Source organism: Oceanobacter sp. ABM4_470 (assembly GCF_056158645.1).
Genome location: NZ_JBSWTR010000001.1, coordinates 3,156,576 through 3,168,643 on the forward strand (window position 1 = coordinate 3,156,576; position 12,068 = coordinate 3,168,643).

Here is a 12,068-nt window from a genome sequence, read left to right on the forward strand (position 1 = left end):
GGCAGTAGCCGCCCCTTTTTTGTGGGCTGACCAATAACCGCTACTCACAACAGGTCAGCCCGTTAACCGCGGATGGGATTTGCTATGATGAACCGACCACCATTCACCACCAGCCCAACACAAGTACCGGTACAAACACAGGGACAGGTACCCGTGTCATTCAACCGTGCAACGGCCATGGCACCGCCGCTGAACACCAAAGCCGACGTGCCAGCGCGAGCTGTGTTTGTGCTGTTGGATAATTTTTCCATGGTCTCTTTCACCGGCGCCGCCGACGTGCTGGTCACCGCCAACCTGACCCGTACCCGGGAACTGTTCAAGGTAGAAACCTGTAGCCTCAACGGCCAGAAAGTATGCAGCGACCTGGGCGTCGAACTGGCCGTTGATCGCAGCATCTACGGCCTCGACCTGAACAACGTCGATCTGTTGGTGGTGTGCGGTGGCTACCGTACGCCGATGCGCAGCCACGAAGGCTTGCGCAAACTGCTACAGCAATGTCAGCTGGAAGGTATCTGGACCGGCGGTCTCTGGAACGGCGCGTTTCACCTTGCCGATGCCGGGGTATTCGGTGACCAGCCCTTTGCCATTCATCCCGACAGCCGGGTGCTGCTGCAAGAACAGCTGCCAGCCTGCCAGCTGTCGCAAAAATCCTTCACCGTCGCCGATCGCAGCTTCAGCTGCATCAGCCCGGACGCAGCGATCCACGCTACTCTGGAGTTGCTGGAACAGCTGCACAGCCGACCACTGAAACACGCGGTGAATGAGATCTTGCTGTCCAACATCGAACACAACGATCTGCCATTGCGCGGTGCTCGTGGGGTACTGCCACAAGCGCTGATTCAGGTGATCGAACTGATGGAAAACAACATTGAAGAAGTGCTGGAGCTGACTGAAATCAGCCGTTATACCGGCATGTCCCGTCGTCAGGTCGAACGCCTGTTCAACCGTTACCTGAACACCAGTCCGGCCAAATATTATCTGGAACTGCGATTGGCACGGGCTCGCCAACTGCTGACCAAAACCAATTACAGCGTCAGTGAAATTGCCGTTGCCAGTGGCTTCAGCAGCACCACACACTTCAGCCGCAGCTTCAAACTGCACTTTGGTGTCGCCCCCAGCCACCTGCGTTGGCCAAGCCACAGGAACCTGTCGGCATGACAGAAAAGTTGACGCCCAAGGCCGCCAGCACTAGCGTACAGGGAAATTCTCCCTTTTATGGCAGTGTTACTGACTCTCAGGCGGCTATGTCACGTCACGTTGAACCCGATCAGGTTTTCCTGAAAATGCCGTCGCTGCGCGCGATCAAGTCCTTTACCGCAGCGGCCAAATACCAGAGCTTCACCCGTGCGGCGGAAGCCCTGTGCGTGACGCAAGCGGCAATAAGCAGGCAAATTCGGGAGCTGGAAGGTCAACTGGGCGTGCAACTGTTCAAACGCGAAGGCCGCACAGTGCAGCTGACCAAAGCCGGTCGGCTGTTCTACGACGCCGCCTATCTGTCGTTTGTGAATATTGCCCAGGCGGCAGAACGGATTCAGAACGTCGATGAGAAAAAACAGCTGCTGACCATTTGCTGCAGTCCGGCGTTTGCCAACTTCTGGCTGGCACCCCGCTTGCCCGATTTCTTCGAGCAACACCCCGACATCGACATCAGCGTGGTGGCCACCGAAGACTTCCTGCAACTGGAACCCGGCGTGTACCCGGACGTGTTTATCTACAAGTCTGCCGACCCGCGCGACGGCTACCAGTCGGTACCGCTGTTTCACGACCTGATCTATCCGGTGTGTACCCCACTGTACCTTGAACTGCACCCACAGATTGCCGAACTGGAAGGACTCTACAAAGCCGCCCGCTTGAACCTCAGTCCTTATGGCCGGGCGCAAGTGGCCGAGCACCTCGACTGGGATTTGTGGTTCTCGTTTTTCGAAATGCCGTCCAGTATCAACAGCAGCCAGCCGCATCTGTTCCACGTGAACGACTACAGCACCCTGATGAACATGGTGCTACAGCATCAAGGCATTGGCATTGGCTGGCACCATTTGGTGGCCCCAAAAATCGCCAGTGGCGAACTGGTTCGCCCGGTGCCCCATGAAGTCGTGCTGAAGCAAAAGCGCCACTACATGAGTCACCTGAGCAGCAAGGCCAACGACGACACCTTCAAGCGTTTCCGCGATTGGCTGATGACTCACATAGAAAGCGAACAAACCACCATTCACGACCGCTAATAATTCTCTTCTGCTCGTTGTGGGGTCAGTTAACTGACCCCATAACATCCCCTCACAAGTACAGATAGAAATGGCAAACGCTGCGGAAAATCACCCCCATCAAGGCGCCAAGCACGGCAATTTTCATGACCTTGGCCACTTCCTTGCCCGCCGTGGCAAAGATGGCGACACCGGCCAGGTCCAGCGGCGAAATCATCAAACCCGCCAGCAGATTCACGTCGCGGGCGCTCAACACACCGGCCTGCACTTGTTCAATCATCAGACCCATCATGGCAGTACCACCCGCAACAAAGCGGGTAATGGCCAGCAGCAAGGTTTCGCGGGGAAAGCCAATGGCTTCAAACAGAAAGGCGGTTTGGCCCTCAAGCCAGTCGATGGCACCGGTGGCACGAAACAGATTCACCGCCACCAGCGTGACGATCAACAAAGGCATGGCGCCCATGGTGATTTGCCAGGCGTCCTGACCGGCACGACGAATCAGCGCCATCAGGTTCTGCTCCTGTGGTTCAGTTACCTCGGGCAAAGGCGCGGCTTCGGCATTACTCAAATGCCGACCTAACAAGTGATAGGTCACCATCGCAGCCACCACACCACCACTGATCGACAGCGCCATGGTGACACCCAAATCCAGACCAATGGCCGCCAGCGGGAACACCACATTGGCCTGCGCCAACGCCATCACCATCGCCGTAGTAGCCGCCAGATAACGTGGCGCAACGCCACTGCGGGCCATCAAGGCCAGTGTCGCCAACGGTGCCGCTGAACTGACCAGCACCTCCTGAATCAGGGCAAACAGCGCCAGTCCGGTAATCCCCAGTGGCAACAACAACGGCGACACCCAACGCACCACCAGCGCAACCACACCGAGCCTTTCCAGCCACAGCATCAGACTCAGCATCACCACCATAATCGGCAGCAAAATAAACAACGAGACTTCCACCGCCGACTGGCCGGAGGCAATCAGAATTCCGGCAAGATCTTCCATCCGCATTCTCCCAGGGTATCTGACTAGCAAATACTAAATGTCCGACCCGCGTACGAACCCCAGCGACGGGTTTTATACAAAGGGCGTCTACACTCAAAACAGGCACCATTGTCACAGATCGGATGTATATCCCTGTTTGCGCTGGATAAAGCCGTTTATATTAATGATTGAACTATCACGTATTTTTCCAGCAGGTACAGAACGCCGAAGAGGACGTCATCATGCGGTTAACACGTAACACCCGATCAATTCTGCTGCCCCTGGCAGCGCTATGGCTAACACTGTTGTGTGCAGCAACCAGTCAGGCCGATACACCCAAGGACGTGTTCAGTCGGGAGAACGTCAAGCTGTTTACCGTGGTGGCACCGGAATGGCCCGACTACACCAACGCCGATGGCAGCGGGCTGTATTGGCAGGTGCTGAAGGCGATTTACGAACCGCTGGATATCCGCGTGAAAGACACCAATGTGCCGTGGAACCGGGCCATGAAGATGGTGACCCAATACAACATGTACAACGCCATTGTTGGCGAGTATCGGGATACCGAAGAGGACCTGCTGTTCCCGGACTACCCCATTGATGTGGAATACATGTGGGTGCTCAGCAAGAACCCGTCACTGCCCGGGTTCAACGGCCGCGTCAGTCTGACCGGCCACCGGGTTGGCTGGATCAAGGATTACGAGGTGATCCCCATTGAAGACCGCGACTTCGAGCTGATTGAGTTCCGTACCACAGCACAAGGGCTGGAATACCTGAACGAGGGCAAGATCGATTACCTGATCGACGAGTGGGATGAAATTGAACTGGCGTTAGAAGAAACCGGTTTTGCCGAGGATGACTACGACGCCAATGAAATGCCGGAAGGTACTGATGTGTATGTGGCCTTCGCCAACAGCGAACTGTCGAAGACCCTGATTGAAGTCTATAACGAGCGTATGAAAGCGCTGCTGGCCAGCGGCGAACTGTCCGCCATCTACCAGCAATGGGAATCTGAGGTGCCTGCAACGGCCCTCAATGCCGGCAAGTAGTTGGCACCCAACACCAACCAAAACGGGCCGCTCATCAGCGGCCCGTTTTGTTTTGGGTTCAGGTGTATGGCAGCGATTTTACTCGCCCCACACGTCCTTCAATACACGCACCCAGTTGCCGCCCATGATTTTCGACACATCATTGGCGCTGAAACCGCGCTTCAGCAGGGTTTCGGTCAGGTTCGGGAATTCACCCACGGTACGGATACCTTCCGGGTTGATGATCTTGCCGAAGTTGATCAGACGACGGGCGTAGCCCTTGTCGTGAGTCAGCCATTCAAAGAACTGCTGGTCATGGCCTTGAGTGAAGTCGGTACCAATACCCACAGAGTCGATGCCGCAAATATTAACAATGTATTCGATCGCTTCGGCGTAATCGTCGACGGTGGATTCGATGCCTTTTTTCAGGAACGGCGCAAACATGGTGACGCCGACAAAACCGCCGTGGTCGGCGATGAACTTCAGTTCTTCATCCGACTTGTTGCGCGGGTGTTCTTTCAGGCCGGACGGCAGGCAGTGGGAGTAGCAAACCGGCTTTTTGGATTCCAGAATCACTTCTTCCGAAGTCTTTGAACCCACGTGGGAAAGGTCACACATCACACCCACACGGTTCATTTCGGCGACGATTTCTCGACCGAAGTCGGACAGACCACCGTCACGCTCGTAACAACCGGTACCCACCAGGTTCTGGGTGTTGTAGCACATCTGCACCACACCAACGCCGAGATCCTTGAACACCTGCACGTAACCAATCTGGTCTTCGTAGGCATGGGCGTTCTGGAAACCCATCATGATGCCGGTTTTGCCCAGCTCCTTGGCCTTGAGGATGTCGTCGGTGGTTTTTACCTTCATCACCAGATCGCTGTTGGCTTCGATCAGGTTGTTCATATCAACGATGTTATCGACGGTTTTCTGGAAATTCTCCCACACCGACACCGTGCAGTTGGCCGCGGTGAGGCCGCCTTTTTTGAAATCTTCAAACAGGTCGCGATTCCATTTGGCGATGATCAGGCCGTCAATAATGATGGATTCCTGGTGGAGCTTTTGGGCTTCGTTCATGATGATTTCCCTCTGAACCGGTCGTTTACCGGCAGATCGCGGTACAAGATACCGTGCCAGTCTACGGAGCCGTCACCAGCACCAACTGCCTGTTTACGACTCGCAGCATTCCGGCTCCGCCAACCGTCTTCAGAGTGTCGAGGGTATAAAAGAAAAGCATAAAAAAAGGGGCTCCCACAGGGAGCCCCAAACAGACAAGATGAACTCTTACGAGTCAACTGCCAACCGGCAAGAGCCGCCGGAAGGCAGGATTGGTTCTCTGGAGAACCGGGTCTGGTGACCACCACCAGACCAACCGCTACAACATCCATTCTGGACCATTGGCCGCACCCGGTATGACTGATAACGACCCGTCTCTTACCCTCTGCGCCGCGTGTTCCGGAGGTCTGGGGTCTGAGCGGGGCGCTTAGCCTCTGGGGTCTGGGCAATATTGTGGGAGAGAGCTTGCTCTCGATGGACTTCTTCAGGAATGAGCTCTTTTAATACCGCAACATCACAACACCAGCATTGCAACGTCAGATGGCAGCCGCTTCGCGTCTTTATCTGCCCGACTCAGAGCTCATGGGACACAACGCCCCCACACAAAAAGCCCAGACACAAAAAAGCCCCCTGACCAGAGGCCAGGGGGCAAGCCGTGATTGTGTCAGAATCGAATTCGATCAGTTCAACGATGGCTCCAGTTTCACGGAACCAAAGCTGGGTTCAAAACGTGCGGCCATCAGTGAATTGCGGCCCTGGTTGTCGTCCAATACGCCAAATGGTTGTTGGTCCATGGCAGCAGCGGCAAAGCGGTTGTCGGCGTTGTCGTTCCAGGTGCCCATGCGTTCTTCACGCGGGGAAACCCCCATGTATTTGCGGTAGCAACGGCTGAAGTGCGGCGTGGATACAAAGCCACAGGCGGTGGAGATTTCAATCACCGGCATGGTGGTTTGCTTCAGCAGCTGCTTGGCACGCTCCAGACGCAGTTTCAGGTAGTAGCGCGACGGAGTGCAGTCCAGATAGTTGTGGAACAAGCGCTCCAGCTGGCGGCGGGAGATACCGGCAAACGAGGCCAGGTCTTCCAGTTCAATCGGTTCTTCAATGTTGGCTTCCATCAGCTCAACAATTTCCACCAGTTTTGGCTGCGCCGAACTCAGCAGGTGACGCAGCGGGATGCGCTGCTGGTCGGCCTGGTTACGCATGCGGTCGTAAACAAACATCTCGGAGATGGCGTTCGACAACGCGGCACCATGCTGGGCAGAAATCAGGTACAGCATCATGTCCAGCGGAGCGGTGCCACCGGATGCAGTAATGCGGTCGCGGTCGACGGTGAACAGGCGGGTGTTGCAATTCACATTCGGGTAACGCTCTTTCATGGAAGCAATACATTCCCAGTGGGCGCTGACGCTGTAACCGTCCAGCTGACGAGCAGCAGCCAATGCCAGAGCACCGGTACAGATGCCACCCAGCACCATGTCCTTACGCGCCAATGAGGCCACGTAGTCCACTTCTGCTTTGCGGCAGCTTTGTACAATGTTCACGCCACCCACCACAATCAGGGTGTCGAATTGCGGCGCGTTCTGGGTAGAGAATTCAGGTACCACCGGAATGCCATCGCTGGCCTGAACGGCGCGGCCGGTGGCGCTCACCAGATGCCACTCATACAGTTCCCTGCCACTCAGCTGATTAGCCATACGCAGAGGCTCCACCGCGGTGGCCAACGCCATCATGGTGAAGTTTTCCAACAGCAGGAAACCGATACGGGTTGGGCCTGCGGCTACCTTGAAGGCCGGACGGCCCAGATCAGCAGAGAACGATTGCATAGTGTCACCCTCTTGGCGGGGAAATTTATGGTATTTGCGGTATTTTTTTGGTCATAGCAATCAGCAGGCCAGAAACATCGGCTGGCGTTTTCAATTCCGTCAATTGTCTGAAAACGACACGCTTTTTGAGCAATGCATTCGTTTTTGGACTGCTCTTTCGTTAAATGGTCATTTAATAAAAAACCGCTACCCCACTTTTATTTGTTCAAAAAACCATCAAAAACACACTCGCCGCACCAAAATGATCCTTAAATGCTCAAATAGCGCCCCCTAATGTTTCACTTGGTAACAGAAGTTTCCGTTTCAACGAACTCACGCCGCGGAAGAGTACAAAGTTGTCGTGAAACGGCAGGCAAGCCGCCCGGAACGTGGCATTATGCCCGGTTGACTCAATCCTTCAGCCGGAGCCGTAACACGATGGCGGTGTACACCCATCTGGACCCAACCACTCTGAACCAGTATTTCCAGCCGTTTGGCTTTGGAGACATTACCGAAGTCCATGGCATTCAGGGCGGTGTGGAAAACACCAACTACCGCATTCACACCGCAACCGGTGCCTGGGTGCTGACGTTGTTTGAACACCATCAGGCCCACGAAGTGCGTGAGTTTGTGCGTTTGGCTCGCCACCTCAACAGTGCCGGTTTTGTGGTACCTGCGCCGCTGGCCGACCAGAACGGCGAATGGCTGCACGAGCTGGCGGGCAAGCCGGCGATTCTGTGTGAAATGCTGAAGGGCCATCACATTGAGCGACCAACGCCATCGCAATGCCGCGAAATCGGTGAATTGCTGGCGCGTCTGCACTTGGGCTCAGCGGTACTGGAGCAGCCGCGCGCCAACAGCCGGGGTTTTGGTTGGTGGGCCAATATGCACAGCAACGCCAAAGCCTTGCTGGACGATGCCGACTATCAGCTGCTGGATGACGAATACCAGTTCCAGATGAGCCAGCGCGATGTCTGGAAATCCCTGCCTCGGGGCTGGATTCATGGCGACCTGTTCACAGACAACGTGTTGTTTGAAGGCAGCGGTGATGACCTGAAAGTCGGCGCAGTACTGGACTGGTACAACGCCTGTGAAGGGGTGTGGCTGTACGATCTGGCGATCGTTGCCAACGACTGGTGCAGCGAGAAGAACGGCGACTGGATTGTGGATAACCGCGATGCGTTGCTGGCCGGTTATCAGTCCGTTCGTCCTTTTACCGCCGCCGAAGAACACAACTGGAATACCTTGCTGCGCGGTGCTGCCACCCGTTTCTGGCTCAGCCGTTTGGAAACCGTTCAGCATCAGCAGTCGGTGGAAGGCATGAACGCCAATATCAAGGACCCCAACGAGTACCGCGATAAGTTGCTGGCTCGTCGGGGCTAACTGTCTGGCGTCTGGCCAATATGGTGGGAGAGAGCTTGCTCTCGATAAACCATCGGCAGCAAGCTGCCTCCCACAGAAGAACCTGGTGGGCCCTGCCCAGCAGGTTCGCGAATACATTCGCTCCTAAAGCAGCTTGTTTTAACAACATTCGCTCCTGCATACACTGCCCTTCTGATCCTGGGCCCTTCTGAACGACAGCGACAAAAAAGGCGGCTGAGCCATGCTCATGCCGCCAATTCGTACTACTTTATCGTGCTTTTCGCCTGCTGACTTTCACTGACGCTTTCGCTTGGTACCGCCGGGGATCATTCGGGGAGAGGCGGTAATTAGGGGCTGGTCGGGAGATTGTCAGACGGCTGGGGAGCAACCGCCTTAGCCAAATTTCAGGCCTGTCAGCTCGCCATTTCAGCTTCGCCGCAGCTGAAGTGTTTGCCCAGCATGGCGTGGTAGAAATTGTGGTCGGTCAGCACACCCACCAACTGGTTGTTTTCCATCAGCAGTACCGGCTGTTCGGTGGCGTAGCGGATTTCAATTGCCCGACGCATGGAGATGTCCGGAGAGGTTACCGCCATGGTGCCGGTGGCCGGAATCGCACCGCCGCGCGCTTCGCAGTTTTGCAGTGGGATGTTTTTGCCCGCCATGTGCGCGGTTTTGCCATCTTCTGACAACCAGATACCTTTCTCGCCACAGATCTGGCTTTCGCCGTTGTTCTTTTTCAGCTCCGTCGCTGGGGTCATCAGCGAGCGACCGGCCAGTACGTTCAGCGGATTGGTGTGGGCCACAAAGTCTTCCACGTACGGGGTGGCCGGGTTCATCACGATGTCTTCCGGTTTGCCGTGCTGAATGATGCGAGCCGATTCCATAATGGCGATGTTGGTGCCGATCTTCAGAGCTTCATCGAGGTCGTGGGATACGAACAGGATGGTTTTATTCACCTTCCGTTGCAGCTCCAGCAGTTCGTCTTGCAACTGCGCACGAATCAGCGGGTCCAGCGCCGAGAACGGCTCGTCCATCAGCAGGATGTCGGTGTCCATGGCAAAGGCACGGGCCAGACCCACACGCTGCTGCATACCGCCAGACAGGCCGGATGGCAGGGTGTCTTTCCAGTCGGCCAGGCCAACCATTTCCAGTTGTTCCATCGCTTTGGCCTGACGTTCAGCCTTGCCCATGCCCATCATTTCGAGGCCGTAAGCAACGTTATCCAGCACCGACAACCAAGGCATCAGGGCGAATTTCTGGAACACCATGGAAACACGCTGGGCACGCATACGGCGCAGGGTGTTGGCATCACAGGAGCCGATATCGACATGGCCGTCGCCATCCTTCACCAGCACCTGACCGCGGGAAATCGGGTTGAGGCCGTTCACCGCACGCAGCAGCGAAGACTTGCCGGAACCGGACAGGCCCATCAGCACGCAGATTTCACCTTGCTGAACATCGATGCTGGCGTTGTGCACACCAACTACGCTGCCGCTGGCTTCAATGATTTCCTGACGGGTTTTGCCCTGATCCAGCAGCGCCAGCGCCGGATCTACCTTGTCACCGAAGACAACGTCGAGATTACGAACAGAGATTGCAGCAGTCATGATTATGCCTCCGATTTGCCAGGTGCTTTGAAGATACGGTCGAGAATAATGGCCACCAGTACGATGGTGATGCCGGCTTCAAAACCTTGCGAGATGTTCACGGTGTTCAGTGCCCGCACTACCGGTTTACCCAGACCGTCGGCACCTACCAGAGCAGCAACCACCACCATCGACAGCGACAGCATGATGCACTGGGTAACACCTGCCATGATGCTTGGCATGGCGGCTGGCAGTTCCACTTTCCACAGCAGCTGGCGTGGGGTGGCACCAAAGGCTTTACCCGCTTCAACCAGTTCTTCCGGCACGTTACGAATGCCCAGATAGGTCAGACGAATCGGCGAGGCGATGGCAAAAATGATGGTAGAAATCAGACCCGGTACCACACCCAGACCAAACAGCACCAAGGTTGGAATCAGGTACACAAAGGTTGGCACGGTTTGCATCAGGTCGAGCACCGGGCGCATGTAGCTGTACACCCACGGCTTGTGGGCCGCAAAGATGCCCAGCGGCACACCCAGCAGAATACAAATCACGGTGGCGGTCACCACCAGCACAAAGGTTTCGATCATTTCCGGCCAGTAACCGAGGTTAATGATCAGCAGCATAGCAGCCACCACAAAGGCCACCAGTGGCACGCTCTTGTGGATAAACCAGGCAATCGCCGCGGTGGCCAGAATCGGCACACCCGGGTGGAACCACTGGAACAGGTCTACCAGACCGGTAATGACCCACTCGAGAGAAATAGCGATCATGTCGAAGAACCACGCACCGTGGTCAGTCAGCCAGTCAACGAATGTTTCCATCCATTGGCCCAGCGGGAGTTTGTTGTCAGCAAGCCAGTTCATAGTCAGCCTCTAGTCGTCATTCTTGTCGACGCCACCCCAATGGGATGACGGGGAATCTCCGGAGAAGTCTGCGCACTCCAGCGCGCTGGCCACAGACTTGTCAGAAGACTCCCGAACGGGCGTTACCTACGCCCGTCGGGAAGGGATTTCAAAGCGAAATCCGTGGATCAGATGTCCAGGAATTTCTTCACGGCAGGCAGCGCAGGCTGGCCGTTTTTGGTGGTTACGCCGTCCAGCCAGGCATCCAGTACTTCCGGGTTAGCCTTCAGCCAGGCTTCCGCCGCCATCGGTGGCTTTTTGCCATCGTTGAGGATCGCGCCCATGATTTCGTTCTCCATTGGCAGCGAGAACTTCAGGTTGGAAACGAATTTGCCAACGTTCGGGCATTCGCTGATCAGGTCTTTACGGATGTTGGTGTGTACGTTGGCACCGCCGTAGTTAGGACCAAAGAAGTCGTCACCACCGTCGAGGTATTCCATCTCGATGTTGGCGTTCATCGGGTGCGGTGCCCAACCCAGGAAAACTACCCATTTGTCACGACGCACAGCGCGCTGCACCTGGGACAACATGCCGGCTTCGGAGGATTCCACCAGAGTGAACTCTTCCAGACCAAAGGCGTTGTCATCGATCATGCTCTGGATCAGACGGTTACCGTCGTTACCTGGCTCGATGCCGTAGATTTTTTCGTCGAACTTGTCGGCATTCTTGGCGATGTCGGCAAAGCTCTTCACACCGGCATCAAAGGCGTACTTGGGTACCGCCAGAGTGTATTTGGCACCAGTCAGGTTCGGGCCCAGATCAACCACGCTGCCGTCTTTGAGGTAAGGCTCGATGTCGGCCTGCATGGTTGGCATCCAGTTGCCAAGGAATACGTCAATGTCGTTGTTGGCCAGTGACTTGTAGGTCACTGGTACGGACAGCAGCTGGGTACGGGTGTCGTAGCCCATGCCTTCCAATACCACGGAAGTTGCGGCGGTGGTCGCGGTGATGTCAGTCCAGCCTACATCTGCAAAGCGCACCAGATCACAGTCGGCGGCCATAGCGGTGCCAGACACAGCGAGGGTCAGTGCGGCGGTCGTAAGGGTCTTTCCTGCTTTCATTGTTTTCTCCCGGATGGTTGGCGGTTTCTTCGCAATCATTTGCGGATAACCGGGCATCACTCCCGCCATGAAGCGGCCC

At 55.9% G+C, this 12,068-nt stretch carries 10 protein-coding genes; 4 read left to right on the forward strand and 6 right to left on the reverse strand.

The window, feature by feature from the left end; translation table 11 throughout:
• The first annotated feature begins 84 nt into the window (after positions 1-84).
• A complete protein-coding gene (locus ACXADJ_RS13915; protein WP_475066941.1) occupies positions 85-1,158 on the forward strand; it encodes a GlxA family transcriptional regulator in 1,074 nt (357 codons plus the stop codon).
• Positions 1,155-2,222 (forward strand): LysR family transcriptional regulator, encoded by a 1,068-nt coding sequence (locus tag ACXADJ_RS13920; protein ID WP_475066943.1) that lies wholly within the window; start codon positions 1,155-1,157, stop codon positions 2,220-2,222. The genes ACXADJ_RS13915 and ACXADJ_RS13920 overlap by 4 nt, the downstream gene beginning before the upstream one ends.
• A gap of 52 nt (positions 2,223-2,274) precedes the next feature.
• Here the strand turns inward: ACXADJ_RS13920 and ACXADJ_RS13925 are convergent, their stop codons facing one another.
• Positions 2,275-3,207 carry a nucleoside recognition family protein gene (locus tag ACXADJ_RS13925; protein WP_475066945.1) on the reverse strand — a complete coding sequence of 311 codons (933 nt, stop codon included), beginning with the start codon at positions 3,205-3,207 and terminating at the stop codon, positions 2,275-2,277.
• A gap of 221 nt (positions 3,208-3,428) precedes the next feature.
• On the opposite strand from ACXADJ_RS13925, the gene ACXADJ_RS13930 reads away from it, so the two are divergent.
• On the forward strand, positions 3,429-4,235 hold the full coding sequence (locus ACXADJ_RS13930) for a substrate-binding periplasmic protein (RefSeq protein WP_475066947.1): 807 nt from the start codon (positions 3,429-3,431) through the stop codon (positions 4,233-4,235).
• Positions 4,236-4,313: 78 nt separating this feature from the next.
• Here the strand turns inward: ACXADJ_RS13930 and ACXADJ_RS13935 are convergent, their stop codons facing one another.
• The gene (locus tag ACXADJ_RS13935) at positions 4,314-5,294 is read right to left on the reverse strand and encodes a dipeptidase (protein WP_475066948.1); all 981 of its coding nucleotides are present in this window, start codon (positions 5,292-5,294) and stop codon (positions 4,314-4,316) included.
• Between the two features lie 659 nt (positions 5,295-5,953).
• Positions 5,954-7,096 carry a choline metabolism transcriptional regulator GbdR gene (gene gbdR / locus ACXADJ_RS13940; RefSeq protein ID WP_028293830.1) on the reverse strand — a complete coding sequence of 381 codons (1,143 nt, stop codon included), beginning with the start codon at positions 7,094-7,096 and terminating at the stop codon, positions 5,954-5,956.
• A gap of 417 nt (positions 7,097-7,513) precedes the next feature.
• Here gbdR and ACXADJ_RS13945 point away from each other — a divergent pair, with 417 nt between their 5' ends.
• Positions 7,514-8,458, forward strand: coding sequence for a homoserine kinase (locus ACXADJ_RS13945; RefSeq protein WP_028293831.1), 945 nt, complete (start codon positions 7,514-7,516; stop codon positions 8,456-8,458).
• 392 nt (positions 8,459-8,850) lie between these two features.
• On the opposite strand, the gene choV is transcribed toward ACXADJ_RS13945, so the two are convergent.
• From choV to ACXADJ_RS13960, 3 genes are all read right to left on the reverse strand, one after another.
• On the reverse strand, positions 8,851-10,044 hold the full coding sequence (gene choV / locus ACXADJ_RS13950; protein ID WP_475066952.1) for a choline ABC transporter ATP-binding protein: 1,194 nt from the start codon (positions 10,042-10,044) through the stop codon (positions 8,851-8,853).
• A 2-nt stretch (positions 10,045-10,046) separates the two neighbouring features.
• Positions 10,047-10,889, reverse strand: coding sequence for a choline ABC transporter permease subunit (gene choW / locus ACXADJ_RS13955; RefSeq protein WP_028293833.1), 843 nt, complete (start codon positions 10,887-10,889; stop codon positions 10,047-10,049).
• Between the two features lie 167 nt (positions 10,890-11,056).
• The gene (locus tag ACXADJ_RS13960) at positions 11,057-11,989 is read right to left on the reverse strand and encodes a choline ABC transporter substrate-binding protein (protein ID WP_475066955.1); all 933 of its coding nucleotides are present in this window, start codon (positions 11,987-11,989) and stop codon (positions 11,057-11,059) included.
• Positions 11,990-12,068 lie beyond the last annotated feature (79 nt).